This is a genomic window from Streptomyces sp. NPDC002386 (assembly GCF_053593175.1).
In genome coordinates this window covers 1-17,946 of record NZ_JBSFBX010000030.1, presented here as the reverse complement: position 1 = coordinate 17,946, position 17,946 = coordinate 1, and the positions used below count along the sequence as shown (strand labels likewise).

Genomic DNA, 17,946 nt, shown 5'->3' with positions numbered 1-17,946 from the left:
GGGCGGTGCAAGGCGTTCGCGGATGCTGCGGACGGCACTGGTTGGGGTGAGGGTGTCGGGGTGCTGTTGCTGGAGCGGTTGTCGGATGCCCGGCGTAACGGGCATCCGATTCTCGCGGTGGTGGCGGGTTCGGCGGTGAATCAGGACGGTGCCTCCAACGGTCTCACCGCGCCCAACGGCCCGTCGCAGCAGCGGGTGATTCGGGCGGCGTTGGCGTCGGCGGGGCTGTCCGCGTCGGACGTGGACGCGGTGGAGGCGCACGGCACCGGCACGGTGCTGGGTGATCCGATCGAGGCGCAGGCGTTGCTGGCGACGTATGGGCAGCGGTCCGCGGACGCCGAGCCTTTGTGGCTGGGGTCGTTGAAGTCGAACGTCGGTCACACGCAGGCCGCTGCCGGTGTCGGCGGTGTGATCAAGATGATCGAGGCGTTGCGGCACGGCACGCTGCCTCGCACGCTCCACGTGGACGCGCCCTCGTCGCACGTCGACTGGACTAGCGGCCGGGTGGAACTGCTCACGACCGAACGGGCATGGCCGCGGCCGGACCGTCCCCGGCGGGCGGGCGTGTCGTCATTCGGGCTGTCAGGCACCAACGCCCACGTCATCATCGAACAAGCTCCGGCGGAAGTCGCCGACATCGAGTCTCCGGCCGCTGATCAAGCAGGCCCGATCGGTGGTGTCTGGGCACTGTCGGGCAGAACTCGGGACGCGCTGACGGATCAGGCCGCCGTCCTTGCCGAGTGGCTCGGAGGTGAGGGAGCCGATTCGCGTGACGCTGATGTGGCGTTGTCTTTGTCTCGGCGTTCGGTGTTCGGGCATCGGGCGGTGGTGTTCGGTGCTGATCGGGGGGAGTTGCTGTCTGGTCTTGCGGATCTTGCCGCGCGGCGGGAGTGCTCCGGTGTGGTCGCGGGTTCGGTGCGTGCTGGTGGGCTGGCGTTCGTGTTTCCGGGTCAGGGTGCGCAGTGGTTGGGGATGGGGCGGGAGTTGGCTGGGGCGGTTCCTGAGTTCGCTCGGGAGTTGGAGGTGGTTGCTGGGGAGGTGGACCGGTGGTGGGGTCACCGGTTGCTGGATGTGGTGTGGGGTTCGGATGCGGGGGTGTTGGAGCGGACGGAGTTCACGCAGCCGGCGTTGTTCGCGCTGGAGGTGGCGCTGTTTCGTCTGCTTCAGGCTCGGGGTGTGAGGCCTGATTTCGTGGTGGGTCATTCGGTGGGGGAGATCGCTGCGGCACATGTGGTGGGGATGTTGTCGTTGGAGGACGCGGCGCGGTTGGTGGTGGCGCGGGGGCGGGTGATGCAGCGGGCTGAGGCCGGGGTGATGACGGCGGTCTCGGGGTCGTTGGAGGTGGTGGAGGAGGTTCTGGCGGGGGTGGCGCCGGGGTTGGGTCCGGTGGTGGTGGCGGCGGTGAACGCGCCGGGCAGTGTGGTGATTTCGGGTGCTCGGGCGGCGGTCGATGCTGCGGTGGTCGGGTTGGAGGGGGCTGGTTGCCGGACGCGTTCGTTGGCGGTGTCGCACGCGTTTCATTCGCCGTTGCTTGATCCGGTGCTGGAGGAGTTCGAGCGGGTCGCGGGGCAGGTGAGGGTGTCGGTTCCTGCGGGTGGTGTGGGGCTGGTGTCCAACGTGACCGGCGAGCTCGCCGATGTCGGAGCCGGGTTCGGGTCGGCGGAGTACTGGGTGCGGCATGCGCGGCAGGCGGTGCGCTTCGCCGACGCCGTGACGTATCTGGGTGAGCAACGGGTGAGCCGGTTCGTGGAACTGGGCCCAGGCGCGCTGGTCTCCGCCGTGGTGAGCACGCTGGACGAGGTGGCTGAGGGCGTTGAGGCTGCGTCTGTGGTCCCGTTGTTGTCTCGCCGGGGTCCGGAATCGGCGGCGTTGGTGGCGGGACTCGGGCAGTTGTACGTGTCCGGGGTCCCGGTGTCCTGGGAGCCGTGGTGCGCGGACGGTCGGCTCGTGGAGGTGCCGACTTACGCGTTCCAGCGCGAGCGGTACTGGCTCACGCCCGCCTCGCAGCGCGGTGACGTCGGCACAGCCGGTCTGACCCCGGCGGATCACCCCCTGCTGGGCGCGGTCGTGACGCTGCCGGACTCTTCGAGTCTGCTGTTGACGGGGCAACTGTCGAGGTCCGCTCAGCCGTGGCTCGCTGAGCACGATGTCCTGGGCCATGTGATGGTGCCGGCATCGGCGCTGGTGGAGCTGGCGGTGCGGGCCGGTGACGAGGTCGGGTGCCCGGTGGTGCGGGAGCTGGCGATGACGGCTCCACTGCTGCTCCCCGAGCGCGGCGGGGTCCAGGTGCACGTCGTCGTGGGCGAGCACGAGACGGCCGGGACCCGTGAGGTGAGAATCCATTCGCGCCCCGACAACGGGGACGGTGAGTGGGTCCTGCACGCCCAGGGAACGCTCGCTCCCGCGAATCCCGGCGCCCGGGACGCGCACGCGTGGCTGGAGCCGGAGTGGCCGCCGACCGGGGCGCTGGCGGTGGATGTCCAGACGGCGTACGAGGCGCTGGCCGAGCTGGGCTACGGGTACGGACCGGCGTTTCGCGGTGTGCGCGCGGCCTGGCGGCGCGGCAGCGAGATCTACGCCGAGGTCAAGCTGCCGTCCGGCACGGATGTCACAGGGTTCGGCATTCATCCGGCTCTTCTGGACGCCGTGGTGCACGCCCCCATGCTCACCGCCCCGGCGACAGCGTCGGGCGTGGCAGAAGTGCGGGTTCCGTTCCTGTTCGACGGGGTGTCGCTCCATGCGGTGGCCGCGTCCTCGGTGCGGGTGCGGATCGCTCCGGCGGGTACCGATGCGGCCTCGGTGCAGGTGGTCGACGAGAGCGGTGCCTTGGTGCTGAGCGTTGATTCGCTCGTGACGCGCCAGGTGTCTCAGGAAGCTCTGGCTGCGGCCGCTGCCGCGACCACGGCTCCGGACGGTTTGTTCGAGGTGGCGTGGCGGGAGGTGCCGGTGCCGGCGGTGGATGCCGTCGTGCCCTGTGCCGTTTGGGATCCGGATGCCGAGGTCGTGCCGCCGGTGGTGGTGTGGGAGTGGGGGTCGGAGCCGGGTGCCGAGGTGGTGGCGTCGATGCACGGCGGCGTGCATCGGGCACTGGAGGTGGTGCAGTCCTTCCTCGCCTCCTCTCGATGTGAGAAGTCGACGCTGCTGGTGGTGACCAGGGGGGCAGTCTCCCTAGCCGGTGGGGCGGTCACGGATGTGGCGGCGTCGGCGGTGTGGGGGTTGGTGCGGTCGGCGCAGTCGGAGAACCCGAGCCGGATCGTCCTCATAGACACCGACAGCACGGGCGTCCACGCAGACCTCACCGCGCTCGACGAGCCCCAGCTGCTCGTTCGCGGCGGTGTGGTGCACGTTCCTCGCCTGGCCCGCGCCGCCATGGCGGACCCGGTCGATACGCGGATCGGTGCGGACGGCGCGGTGATCGTGACCGGTGGGACCGGAGGCGTGGGTAGTGTCCTGGCCCGGCGGCTCGTCGCTGCTCATGAGGCCGGCTGCGTCGTCCTGGCCTCGCGCCGGGGCGCCGAAGCGGACGGTGTACCGGAGTTGGTCACGGAACTCGAAGCCGCTGGTGCCACGGTCCGCGTAGTCGCCTGCGACGTCTCGGACCGTTCCTCGGTCCAGGACCTGCTCCACTCGATCCCCGATGGATTCCAGCTCCGTGGTGTCGTCCATGCCGCCGGTGTCCTCGACGACGGTGTGATCGGCTCGCTCACCCCCGAGCGTGTCGACCGGGTCCTGGCGGCGAAGGCGGACGCGGCCTGGTACCTCCATGAGGCCACCCGCGACCTGCCCCTGACCCTGTTCTCGGTCGTCTCGTCCCTCTCCGGGGTGCTCGGCGGTCCGGGTCAGGCCAACTACGCGGCCGCGAATGCCTTCCTCGACGCGCTGGCCGTGCACCGCAGGCACGCCGGCCTGTCCGGACAGTCGACCTCCTGGGGACTCTGGGCAGAGGCCGGTGGCATGAGTGGCCGACTCGGTGCCGATGAGTTGGCGCAGCTTCGCGCAGGCGGCGTACTGCCCTTCACCCCAGATCAAGCGGTGGAGCTGTTCGACGCGGCCTGCACCAGCGGTGAGGGTCACCTGGTCGGCGTTCGCTGGGACTTGCCCACTCTGCGGCGCCTGGCCGCTGACAACGAACTGATGCCTTTGCTAGCGGAGTTGGCACCGGCGGTGCGTCGAGCCGCCGCGTCGGGGGAGTCCGTGCCGCAGTTGGTGTCCCGACTGCGCGGCACCGATCCGACAGGCCGGCGCCGGCTGCTGACCGAGCTGGTGCGCTCCACGGTGGCGACGGTGCTGGGCCATGACCGCGCCGACGCCGTGGGCGCCACGGCCGCGTTCAAGGATCTTGGCCTCGATTCCCTCGGCGGTGTCAACGTCCGCAACCGCCTTCAGACGGCCACTGCTCTGAGCCTCCCCGCGTCCCTGGTGTTCGACTACCCGACCGCACAGGCGCTGGCCGACTCCCTTCTCGAGCGACTGCTCCCGGAGGACATCGGGCCGGACAGCGACCGGACGACCCACGCACCGGCCGCGGCCGGAACAAACCAGGACCCGAACCAGAACCGGGACCGAAACGCGGGTCATGACCAGGGCCAGGACGTGGACCCCGTCGTGATCGTCGGCATGGGCTGCCGCTATCCCGGCGGTGTCGCATCCCCCGAGGATCTCTGGCGACTGGTGTCGAGTGCTGCGGACGGCATCGGAGCGTTCCCGACCGATCGTGGCTGGAACCTGGACGACGTACTCGACCCGGATCCCGAGGCGTGGGGCAAGTCGTACGTCGGCCAGGGCGGGTTCCTGGCGGACGTAGCCGGCTTCGATGCGGGGTTCTTCGGCATTTCGCCGCGTGAGGCGGTGGCGATGGATCCGCAGCAGCGGTTGTTGCTGGAGGTGTGCTGGGAGGCGATCGAGCGGGCCGGGGTCGATCCGCAGGGGCTGCGGGGTTCGCGGACGGGTGTCTTCGCCGGTGTGATGTCCCAGGACTACCTCCGGGCCGCCGAGGGCGCGACCGACGACTCCGAGGGCTTCAGCACCGGTGTCATGGGTTCAGTGGTGTCCGGTCGGGTGTCGTATGCGTTGGGGCTTGAGGGTCCGGCGGTCACCGTGGATACGGCGTGTTCGTCGTCGTTGGTGGCGTTGCATCTTGCCGGGCAGGCGTTGCGGGCGGGTGAGTGTGATCTGGCGTTGGCCGGTGGTGTGACGGTGATGGCGACGCCGGAGACGTTTGTGGAGTTCTCGCGGCAGCGGGGTCTTGCGGTGGATGGGCGGTGCAAGGCGTTCGCGGATGCTGCGGACGGCACTGGTTGGGGTGAGGGTGTCGGGGTGCTGTTGCTGGAGCGGTTGTCGGATGCTCGGCGTAACGGGCATCCGATTCTCGCGGTGGTGGCGGGTTCGGCGGTGAATCAGGACGGTGCCTCCAACGGTCTCACCGCGCCCAACGGCCCGTCGCAGCAGCGGGTGATTCGGGCGGCGTTGGCGTCGGCGGGGCTGTCCGCGTCGGACGTGGATGTTGTCGAGGCGCACGGCACCGGCACCGTCCTGGGGGACCCGATTGAGGCGCAGGCGCTGTTGGCGACGTATGGGCAGCGGTCCGCGGACGCCGAGCCTTTGTGGCTGGGGTCGTTGAAGTCGAACGTCGGTCACACGCAGGCCGCTGCCGGCGTGGGTGGTGTGATCAAGATGATCGAGGCGTTGCGGCACGGCACGCTGCCTCGCACGCTCCACGTGGATGCGCCGTCGTCGCACGTGGACTGGTCTGAGGGCCGGGTGGAGCTGCTCACGACCGAACGGGCATGGCCGCGGCCGGACCGTCCCCGGCGGGCGGGCGTGTCGTCATTCGGGCTGTCGGGCACCAACGCCCACGTCATCATCGAACAAGCCCCGGAAGCCGCCGCTGCCGTGCACGCCGAACCGCACCCGGCATCCCCCGCGTCACCCTCGGAGGAATCCGGCGGCCCGAGCGTCGGAGTGTGGCACCTGTCCGCCAGGACCCCCGAAGCGCTGGCCGACCAGGCCGCCGTACTCGCCGACTGGCTCGGCCGGGACGGCTCCGACTCCCGAGACGTCGACGTGTCGTTCTCCCTCTCCCGTCGTTCGGCGTTCGAGCATCGGGCGGTGGTGTTCGGCGCCGACCGGCGGCAGCTCCTGGCCGGCCTCGCCGACCTCGCCGCCCGGAGGGAGAACTCCGGTGTCGTCACCGGCTCCGTCCGCGACGCAGCGGCCGCCACGAGCGGTGTGGTGTTCGTCTTCCCCGGTCAGGGCTCGCAGTGGCTGGGGATGGGCCGGGAACTCATGGACTCCTCGCCGGCCTTCGCCACGGAAATGACCCGATGCGCCGAGGCGTTCACCGAGTTCGTCGACTGGTCGCTGCTGGACGTCCTGCACGGCACCCCGGGCACCCCTGACATCGACCGCGTCGACATACTCCAGCCGGTGCTGTTCGCGATCATGGTCTCGCTGGCGGCGCTGTGGCGGTCGTTCGGGGTAGTGCCGGACGCGGTCATCGGCCACTCGCAGGGAGAGATCGCCGCAGCCTACGTCGCCGGGGCCCTGACCCTCCAGGACGCGGCGCGCGTCGTGCTGTTGCGGTCCATCGCACTGACCGAGGTGGCCGGCACCGGCACCATGGTCTCCGTCATGGCTCCGGTGGCAGCCGTCCGCGCGGGCCTGACGGGAGCGAAGACGCTCGCGGTGGCGGCGGTGAACAACCCGTCGACGACGGTCGTGTCCGGTGCCCATGACGAGATCGACGCCTTCCTGGCGGACTGCGAGGACGCAGGGATCAGGTATCGGCGCATCGCGGTGGACTACCCCTCCCACTCACCGCAGATGGAGTCGCTGCGCGAACGCCTGCTCAGGGCGCTGGCCGACGTCACGCCCCGCTCCTCGAAGATCCCGTACTACTCCACCGTGACCGGCGCGGCCCTCGACACGGCGGCGCTGACCGGCACCTACTGGTACGAGAGCGTGCGGCGGACCGTGCGCTTCGAGGAGGCCACCCGCGCAGCCCTCCGGGACGGCCACGCCCACCTCGTCGAGATCAGCCCGCACCCCGTACTGACCGTGGGCGTCGAGGAGATCTGCGAATCCGCCGGACCCGCGACCAACGTGGGCACGCTGCGCCGCGACGCCGGCGGCCTCGACCAGTTCGTACGCTCCGCCGCCGCGCTGCACACTTCGGGCGGCCGCGTGGACTGGACGGCCTTCCACATGGACGGTCGATGGCTCGACCTGCCCACCTACCGGTTCCAGCACCGGCGTTACTGGCCGACGACGTCCCCCCGCTCCTCGGACGTCGGGTCCGCCGGCCTCACCTCTGCCGAACACCCCATGCTGGGGGCGGTGGCGGAACTACCCGCCCTCGACGGCATGTTGCTCACCGGCCTCACGTCGCTGCGCAGCCACACCTGGCTGTCGGACCACTCGGTGTTCGGGCACCAGCTCGTGCCGGGCGCCGGCTTCGTCGAACTGGCGCTGCACGCCGGAGACCGGTCCGGCTGCCCCGTCGTACGCGAACTGACCCTTCAGCAAACCCTCGTGCTCCCGGCGACCGGTGCGGTGCAGCTCAACGTGACCGTCGCCGAGGCGGACCAGTCCGGTGACCGTCTGGTGTCGTTCCACTCCCGCCGCGCGGACGACACCGACGGGCCCTGGACACTGCACGCGCAAGCCGTGATGACTGCCGAAACGCCGACCACGCCACCGGCGTTCGGGCTGAAGCGCTGGCCACCGCTGGGCGCCCGACCGGTCGCGGTGGACTCCGCCTACGAGGAACTGGCCGCGCAGGGATACGAGTACGGGCCGGCGTTCCGGGGCGTACGCGCCGCCTGGCGACGCGGTCCGGAAGTCTTCGCCGAGGTGACCGTCCCGTCCGGCGTGGACACGCACGGGTTCGGAATCCACCCCGCCCTGCTGGACGCGGTGGTGCACGCACAGCTCCTCGGCATGTCGCGCAGGGGCGGTGACACGGCGGCGGACGAGGTGCGCGTCCCCTTCGCCTGGGAGGGGGTCACCCTCCACGCCGAGGGCGCCGCTTCGGTACGGGTGCGGATCGCCCCGGCCGGGGCGGACGCGGTGTCGGTACAGGTGGCCGACGAGAGCGGTGCCCTGGTGCTGAGCGTGGATTCACTGGTGACACGACCGGTGTCCAAGCAGGCCATGGCGGCCGCTGCCGCGAGCACGGCTCCGGACGGTTTGTTCGAGGTGGCGTGGCGGGAGGTGCCGGTGGCGGCGGTGGATGCCGTCGTGTCCTGTGCCGTTTGGGATCCGGATGCCGAGGTCGTGCCGCCGGTGGTGGTGTGGGAGTGGGGGTCGGAGCCGGGTGCCGAGGTGGTGGCGTCGATGCACGGCGGCGTGCATCGGGCGCTGGAGGTGGTGCAGTCCTTCCTGGCCTCGCCGAGGTGTGAGAGTTCGACGCTGGTGGTCGTGACTCGGGGCGCTGTCTCACTCCCCGGGGAAGCCGTTACGGATGTGCCGGCGTCTGGGGTGTGGGGGTTGGTGCGGTCGGCGCAGTCGGAGAACCCGGGCCGGATCGTCCTCATAGACACCGACAGCACGAGCGTCCACGCAGACCTCACCGCGCTCGACGAACCCCAGCTACTCGTTCGCGGCGGTGTGATGCACGTTCCTCGCCTGGCTCGTGCCGCCATGGCGGACCCGGGCGATACGCGGATCGGTGCGGACGGCGCGGTGATCGTGACCGGTGGGACCGGGGGCGTGGGCGGTGTCCTGGCCCGGCGGCTCGTCGCTGCTCATGAGGCCGGCTGCGTCGTCCTGGCCTCGCGCCGGGGCGCCGAAGCGGACGGTGTACCGGAGTTGGTCACGGAACTCGAAGCCGCTGGTGCCACGGTCCGCGTAGTCGCCTGCGATGTGTCGGACCGTGCCGCGGTGGTGGATCTCGTGGGTTCGGTGCCGGACGGCTTCGAGTTGCGGGGTGTCGTCCATGCCGCCGGTGTCCTCGACGACGGTGTGATCGGCTCGCTCACCCCGGAACGGTTGGACCGGGTCCTGGCGGCCAAGGCGGATGCGGCCTGGTACCTCCACGAGGCCACCCGCGACCTGCCCCTGACCCTGTTCTCGGTCGTCTCGTCCCTCTCCGGGGTGCTCGGCGGTCCGGGTCAGGCCAACTACGCGGCGGCGAACGCCTTCCTGGACGCGCTGGCCGTGCACCGCAGGCACGCCGGCCTGTCCGGACAGTCGACCTCCTGGGGACTCTGGGCGCTGGAGAGCGCGATGACCAGGCATCTCGGTGCCGAAGGGGTCGAACGTCAGCGGGGTCAGGGTGTGCTGGCGCTCGGCACAGGACAGGCCCTGGAGGTGTTCGACGCCGCGCTGACCGGGGGCGCGGCACACACCGTCGGTGTGCGCTGGGATCCGGCCGCGTTGCGGCGCCTGGCGGGGGCGGGGGAGCTGGCCCCGTTGCTGACCGAACTGGTGCCGAGGGCGCGGCGGCAGGTGGCGGGAGGCGAGTCAGCGTCGCAACTGGCGTCCAGGCTGCGCGCCGCCGATCCCGCGGAACAGAGCCGGCTGCTGCTGGAACTGGTCACCTCGCAGGTGGCGGCCGTGCTCGGTCATGAACGCGCCGATGACGTGGACGCCGCCGCTCCCATTCAGCGGCTGGGACTGGACTCCCTCGGTGGCATCCAACTGCGCAACAGGCTGCGCGGCGCGACCGGCCTGGCCGTGCCCGCGATGGTCGTCTACAGTAATCCGACGTCCGTTGAACTCGCCGAGCATCTTCATCAGCAATTGATTCCGACGCCGGTTTCGGTCGGCAGCGGATTGAAGTAGCTCATTCGAGAGTCCGGGCATCAAAGCCGGGCATCAAAGCCCGGACACCGGGGACCGGCGCGCGGTCCGGACCGATATCCGGTCGACCGATCGCGGGAGCGACCGGTACGTGGACCGGTCGGCCCCTTCGGACAGAGCTTCTGGGCCGGGTGCGGAGCTTCCGCACTCGGCCCTCGCGCATTGTCCGTGAATCACCGTCGTCGCAGGTCAAGAGGCCATGGGTGGCCGTCGGCGGGCGGTCGGGACCTTGTCGGCCAGGGTTGATGGGGCCGAAGCGGCGGCCATAAATTACGGCGGCGGCCGTGAATGCGTCATGCCACGCGAGTTCCGAGATGCCGCGCGACTTCCGAGAGGGTAGAGATGCATCCTTCGCGTTCGTTCGGTATGTCGTCGGCGCAGAAGGAACTGTGGCTGGCACAGCGTTTGATGCCGGATATCCCCAACAACCCGAGTCTCGTGGCGGATGTGGAGGGCGTCCCGGACGTCGCGCTGTTCGACACCGTATTCCGTACCCTCCTGGAGGAGGCGGAAGTCCTCCGGGTCAACTTCCGGGAGACCGAGGACGGACTGCGGCAGCTCGTCGTCGACGCCGGGGCGTGGGCGCCGTTCCACAGTGACGTGAGCGCCGAACCCGACCCGGAGGCGGCGGCGCGGGCGCTCGTGGACTCCCTCGCGGCGCGGGTCTTCGACCTCGACCACGACATCCTCTTCCGGGCCGGGACGATCCGGCTGTCGGAGTCGCGCTTCTGGCTGTTCATGGGCTTCCACCACCTGGTGACCGACGGGTTCGGCATGTCGATGCTGGTCTCCCGGGTCGCCGAGCTGTACGCGGCGGCGCGCGAGGGACGCCCGGCAGCGGCGGCGGCGTTCGGGGACGCCGGTGTGATCGCGGAGGAGGACGCCCGGTACCGGGCGTCCGAACAGTTCACGTCGGACCAGGAGTTCTGGCGGGAGTACCTCGCCGACCTGCCCGCCCCGGTCCTGCTGCCGGGTGTACGCAGCTCGGACCGGCCCGACATGGTGCGCCGCAGTGCGGTGGTCCCGCGGGCCGAGCTGACCGAGTGGGAGCAGGTGGCCGAGTCGATCGGGCTGTCGGTCAGCGGTCTGCTCGCGGGTGCCGCCGCGGTGTTCTACGGCCGGATGTGCGGACTCCAGGAGTTCGTCTTCTGTGTCGCCGGGGCCAACCGGTCCGGCGCGAGCGCCACTTCGCCCGGGCTGATGTCCGGGCTGGTTCCAGTGCGGCTTTCGGTGCCGGTGGACGCGAGCTTCTACGACATCGCCCACGACATGACGAACCAGCAGCGGGCCGTCGCCACGCACGGGCTGATGCAGATCTCCGACATCCGCAACGCGATCGGTGTCTCCAACGCCGGCGTCAACGTGTTCGGCCACAACCTGAACATCATTCCGTGGGTGGACACGCTGGACTTCGGCGACGCCCGCGGCCACATCGACACCATCCGGTTCGGCGCCGTCCAGGACCTCACGATCACCGTGCTGGGTGACGCCCGCCCCGGTCACGGGATGTCCGTCCACGTCGACGGCAACGCCACCCTGTACGGCGAGGCCGATCTCGACCTCTTCCTCGACCAGTTGCTCGGGCTCGTGCGTTCGGTCGTGGACGACCCGTACGTGCCGGTGAGCCTGGTCGAGATGATGGACGAGACACTGGCCCGACGGGTCCTGGTGGACTGGAACGACACCGCGTGCCCGCCGGTGCCGGGCACCATCCTCGACGTGTTCGGACAGCACGTGCGGCGGACCCCGCAGGCGCCCGCGATCGTGGCCGGCGACCGGACGCTGACCTACGCCGAGCTGGACGCCCGGTCGAGCCGGCTGGCGCGTGAGCTCGTACGTCACGGGGTGCGGCGGGAGGACCTGGTGGCGCTGGCGTTCGCGCCGTCGGTGGAGTTCCTGGTGGCCGTGTTCGCCACGCTGAAGGCGGGCGCCGCCTACGTACCGGTGAACCTGGACTATCCGCCGGAGCGGATCGAGACGCTGCTCACCGGGACGGTCCTGGTGCTCACGGCCACCGGGTCGGCACCGGCACTGGCCCACACCACCGTCACCACCCTCACGTTCACCGACCTGGACGGCGCAGCGGGCACCGCGACCGATCCGGGGGACGCGGGGAACGCGGGAGACGCAGACGAGGCGGGAACCGCACCCCGGGGTACGGCGGCGGCGGGTGCCGCCGAGGGCAGCGCTCCGGCTCCGGTGCCCGGCGGCCCAGCCACGCCCTCGGGCCTGGCCTACGTCATGTACACCTCCGGGTCCACGGGCGGGCCCAAGGGTGTGATGATCACCCATGAGGACGTGGTGGCGCTCGCCACCGACCGGCGGTTCGCCGGCCTGGACCGGGTGCTCCTCCACTCCTCCCTGTCCTTCGACGCCGCCACCTGGGAGATCTGGATCCCGCTGCTGACCGGCGGCAGCGTGGTCGTGGCGCCGCCCGGGAACGTCGACGCGGTGGCCCTGCGGGAACTCACCGACCGGCACCGGCTGTCGAGCACACTGCTGCCGACCGGACTGTTCGCGGCCGTCGTGGAGCAGGACCCGACGAGCCTGTCCGGCATGTCCCAGATCTGGACCGGCGGCGACGTGCTGCCGGTCACCACCGTGGACCAGATGCGCGTCCACTGCCCGGACACGCTGATCGGCAACGCCTACGGCCCCTCCGAGATCACGACCTGCTGCCTCACCCACGAGGTGCGGCCGGGCGAGGACGTGTCCGCGGGCGTGCCGATCGGGGTGCCGATGGACAACGTGCGGGTGTACGTCCTCGGCCCCGGCCTGGTGCCGGTGCCGCCCGGCGTGGTGGGCGAGCTGTACATCGCCGGTGCGGGCCTGGCGCGCGGCTACCTGGCGCGCCCGGACCTGACGGCCTCACGGTTCGTCGCCGACCCGTTCGACCCGGCCGGCGGGCGCATGTACCGCTCCGGCGACCTGGTGCGGTGGAGCGCCTCCGGTGAGCTGCTGTTCGCCGGGCGGGCCGACCAGCAGGTGAAGATCCGCGGCTTCCGGATCGAGCCCGGCGAGGTGGAGGCCGTCCTCGGGGGGCACCCGGAGGTGGTCCGGTCCGCGGTGCTCGTGCGGGACAGCGCCGGCGACCGGGCCCGGGGCGAGGTGACCAGGCACCTGGTCGCCTACGTCGTCGTCGAGGGCGCCGGGAACGAGGGTGAGACCACCGGGAACGGCGTCGAGGGCGCGGTGGCCCACGACGACGGTGCCGTGGCCGACCGGTTGCGGGCCTACCTCGCGGAGCGGCTGCCGGAGTTCATGGTGCCGACGGCGTTCGTCCTCATGGACAGGCTGCCGTTGACGGTGAACGGCAAGCTGGACCGGACGGCCCTGCCGGCCCCGGTGCTGGCCGACGGGGAGTACCGGGAGCCGGCCTCGGTGGAGGAGAAGCTGCTGGCGGGCATCTTCGCCGAGGTGCTGGAGGTCGAACGGATCGGTCTGGACGACGACTTCTTCGCGCTCGGCGGGCATTCGCTGGCGGCGGCACGCCTGATCGGCAAGGTGCGCCGGGCCTTCGGGACGGAGGTGCCGATCCGCGCGGTGTTCGACCACCCCACGGTGGCCCGGCTGCTTCCGTGCGCCGGGACCGCGCCGGGCGGGCCGTCCGCCCTGCCGGTGCGGCGGCGGGTCGAGCCGGTGGCGCGCCCCGAGCGGCTGCCGCTGTCGTACGCGCAGAGCCGGCTGTGGTTCCTGTACCGCTTCGAGGGCCCGTCGTCGACCTACAACCTGCCCGTCGTCCTGCAACTGCACGGAACGGTGGACGTGGAGGCGCTGACCGCGGCCTTCCGTGACGTGGTGCTGCGGCACGAGAGCCTGCGCACCGTGTTCGACGAGGACGAGGAGCACGTCGCCCACCAGCGGATCCTGCCGCCGCACGAGGTCACCGCCGCCCTGGTGACCCGTACCGTCACGGCCGACGGCGGTGTCGACGCGGCCATAGCCCAGGAGCTGGAGCACCGTTTCGACCTCCGCGCCGAGGTACCGGTACGCGCCCGCCTGCTCCGGGACGGGCGGGGCGAGAACGTGCTGGTGCTGGTGATGCACCACATCGCCGGTGACGGCGCCTCGATGGCTCCGCTGACCCGGGACCTGGTGGCGGCGTACACGGCCCGCACGGCCGGACGGGCACCGGCCTGGACGCCGCTGCCCGTGCAGTACGCGGACTACACCCTCTGGCAGCGCGACCTGCTGGGCGAGGTCTCCGATCCGGGCAGCCTGTCGGCAGGGCAACTCGCATACTGGAGTGCGGAGTTGTCGGGTGTGCCGCAGCCGCTGGCGCTGCCCGCCGACCGGCCGCGGCCCGCCCGGCCCAGCTACCGGGGCGACACCGTCGAGTTCGCGGTGGACGCCGGACTCGCCGACGCGGTGGAGCGGCTGGCGCGGGAGCACGGCGCCACCACACCCATCGTGCTGCAGGCCGCGCTGGCGGTGCTGCTGTCCCGGCTCGGCGCCGGCGACGACGTCACCATCGGATCGCCGATCGCGGGCCGCACGGACACCGACCTCGACGACCTGATCGGCTTCTTCGTCAACAACTGGGTGCTGCGCGCCGACCTGTCGCGGCACTCCTCCTTCGCGGAACTGGTCGACGGCGTCCGGGACAAGGCGCTGGCCGCCTACGCCCACCAGGACCTGCCCTTCGAACGACTGGTGGAACTGGTCAACCCGGAGCGGTCCACGGCCTACCACCCCCTGTTCCAGGTGATGTTCGTCTGGCACGACGGCCTCTGGCCCGAACTGGCCGCCCCCGCACTGACCTTCGAGCCGCACATGAACATGGCCGACGGTCTCCAGGTCGCCAAGTTCGACCTCACCCTGACGCTGTCCTCGGCCGACGGCGGCGGATTCCGGGGCTTCCTGGAGTACGCGACGGACCTGTTCGACCGGAGCACCGCCGAACGGCTCACCGCCCGCTTCCTCCGGGTCCTGGAACAGGTCCTCGCCACCCCGGCGAACGCGCTCACCACCGTCGAGATCCTGGACCCGGACGAGCGACGGCTCGTGCTGACGGACTGGAACGACACGGCACGCGACGCAGAACCCCGTACCGTGCCCGAGGCGTTCGCCGCCCAGGTGGCCCGCACCCCCGACGCCCCCGCCCTGACCGGGGAGGGCACCACCCTCACCTACCGGGAACTGGACGCCCGTTCGGACCGCCTCGCCGCCGCGCTGACCCGCTGGGGCGCCGGACCGGAGACCCTGGTCGCACTCGCCGTACCCCGCTCGGCCGACCTGGTCGTCGCCCAGCTCGCGGTGCTCAAATCCGGCGCCGGATACCTGCCCTTCGACGTCGAATACCCCCGCGAGCGCCTTGAGTTCGTGCTGGCCGACGCCCGGCCGGTCCTGGTCCTCGCCACACCGGAGTCCGCCGCCGCCGTGCCACGGGCCGGCGTCGAGGTACGCGTCCTGGACGAGTTCGGGGCCTCGGAAGGCGCGGCGGTCACGGACCGGCCGGCCGTCGCGTCCAGCGCGCCCGGCGTCGCCTACGTCATGTACACCTCCGGATCGACGGGTGCGCCCAAGGGCGTGGTCACCACCCACGAGGACATCGTCGCCATCGCCACCGACCACCGGTTCGCCGGAGCGCACCGCGTACTGGTCCACTCGTCCCCGGCCTTCGACGCCAGCACCTTCGAGATCTGGGTTCCGCTGCTCACCGGCGGCTGCGCCGTCGTGGCGCCCGCCGGCGGCGACCTGGACGCGCCGGCGCTGCGCGAGCTGGTGGCCACCCACGCCCTGACGGCCCTGTGGCTGTCGGTCGGACTGTTCGCCACCGTCGTCGACCAGGACCCGACCTGCCTCGCGGGGCTCTCCGCGCTGTGGGCGGGCGGCGACGCCCTGCCCGCCGCCACCCTGCGGCAGCTGTGGCGGCACTGCCCCGGCGTGCAGGTGACCAACGGCTACGGCCCCACCGAGACCACCACCTTCGCGGTCACCCACGCCTTCACACCCGACGAGGACCTCTCCGCGGGCGTGCCGATCGGCCGGCCGCTGGACAACATGCGCGCCTACGTCCTCGACGGCGGCCTGCGCCCGGTACCGCCCGGCGTCGTCGGCGAACTCCACCTCGCAGGGGCCGGGCTGGCCCGCGGTTACCTCCACCGCCCCGGCCTCACCGCCGCCCGCTTCGTCGCCGACCCGTTCGGCGGGGGCGAGCGCCTCTACCGCACCGGTGACCTGGTCCGCTGGACCCGCTCCGGCGAACTCGTCTACGTCGGACGCAACGACGCCCAGGTGAAGGTACGCGGCTTCCGCGTCGAGCCCGGCGAGATCGAGTCCGTGCTCACCCGCCACCCCGCCGTCGCACAGGCCGTCGTCCAGGCCCGCGAGACCGACGCCGTGAACGGCTCCAGGCAACTGGTGGCCTACCTGGTCCCCGACCCGGCCCACCCCACCGACGACCTCGCCGCCGGGGCCCGCGCCCTCCTCACCGAACGGCTCCCGGAGTACATGGTCCCGGCGGCCTTCGTCCAACTGGAGCGCCTGCCCCTGACGGTGAACGGCAAGGTCGACCGCGCCGCCCTGCCCGCACCCCTGTTCACCGGAACCGACTACCGCGCCCCGCGGTCGGCCACGGAAGAACGCCTCACCGAACTGTTCGCCGAAGTACTGGAGGCCGAACGGGTCGGCGTCGACGACGACTTCTTCGCCCTCGGCGGCCATTCGCTGCGCGCGACCCGGCTGGTCGGAAAGGTCCGACGGGCCTTCGGAGCGGAAGTGCCGATCCGTGCCGTCTTCGACCACCCGACGGTGGCACGGTTCGCGGCCCACCTCGACTCGGCCGCGAAGGCCCGGCCCCGAGTCGCGGCCGCCCCGCGCCCCGAGCGGCTGCCGCTGTCCTTCGCGCAGAGCCGGCTGTGGTTCCTGTACCGCTTCGAGGGACCGTCGGTCACGTACAACATGCCGGTCGCCCTGCGACTGCGCGGCGCGCTCGACGTGGAAGTCCTCACCGCCGCCGTGCGTGACGTGGTGCTGCGGCACGAGAGTCTGCGCACGGTGATCGGCGAGGACGAGCGGGGCGTGGCGTTCCAGCGGATCCTGTCGCCGCAGGACGTGTCGATCGAGGTCCCGGTCCGTCCGGTCACCGAAGACCGGGTGGCGGACGCGATCGCGGAGGCGGTGGCCCACCGTTTCGCGCTGGAGTCCGAGATCCCGATCCGGGTGAGCCTGCTCGCGGTCGGGCCCCGGGAACACGTGCTCGTCCTGCTCATGCACCACATCGCCGGCGACGGTGCGTCCATCGCCCCGCTGGCCCGCGACCTCACGACGGCCCACGAGGCGCGCGCGGCCGGCTCCGCCCCCGAGTGGGAGCCGCTGCCCGTCCAGTACGCCGACTACACGCTGTGGCAGCAGGGGTTGCTGGGAGACGTCTGCGACCCCGGCAGTCTCGCGGCACGGCAACTGGACTTCTGGCGCGCCGAACTGGCCGGCTCCCCGCAACCGCTGGCCCTCCCCACCGACCGCCCTCGACCGGCCCGCCCCAGCTATCGGGGCGACACCGTCGAGTTCCGCATCACGCCGGAACTCTCCGCCGCGGTGGCGAGACTGGCCCAGCAGCACGCCGCGACACCGCCGATCGTGCTCCAGGCCGCGCTCGCCGTCCTGCTGTCCCGGCTCGGCGCCGGCGAGGACGTCGTCATGGGCTCCCCGATCGCGGGCCGCACGGACGAGGACCTCAGCGACCTCATCGGGTACTTCGCCAACAACTGGGTGCTGCGGGTCGATCTGTCGGGGGACCGGTCGTTCGAGCAGGTCGTGGACCAGGTGCGGGACAAGGCGCTCGCCGCCTACGACAACCAGGATCTCCCCTTCGAGCGGCTGGTCGAGCTGCTCAACCCGGAGCGCTCCACGTCCTACCACCCGCTGTTCCAGGTCGCGTTCGTCTGGAACAAGGACGTGCTGCCCGCCACCACCTCATCGGACCTCCAGGTGACGGTCGAACCCATCCCCAACGACACGTCGAAGTTCGACCTTACGGTCCGGCTCGTCGAGGACGACACGACGGACGGGGACGGGCTGCACGGCAGCCTCGAATTCGCGCTTGATCTCTTCGATCGTGGTGTGGCGGAGTTGTTGGTGGGGCGGTTTGTGCGGGTGTTGGAGCAGGTGGTGGCTGTGCCGGGGGTGTTGGTGCGGGGTGTG

At 71.3% G+C, this 17,946-nt stretch carries 2 protein-coding genes; both read left to right on the top strand.

Annotated elements, in window-relative coordinates:
- On the top strand, nt 1–9,783 hold a 9,783-nt coding region (locus ACWCPN_RS34500; RefSeq protein ID WP_451214501.1), incomplete at its 5' end, for a type I polyketide synthase.
- A 306-nt stretch (nt 9,784–10,089) separates the two neighbouring features.
- Nucleotides 10,090–17,946: amino acid adenylation domain-containing protein (locus ACWCPN_RS34495; RefSeq protein ID WP_451214499.1), on the top strand; the 7,857-nt coding region annotated here is incomplete at its 3' end.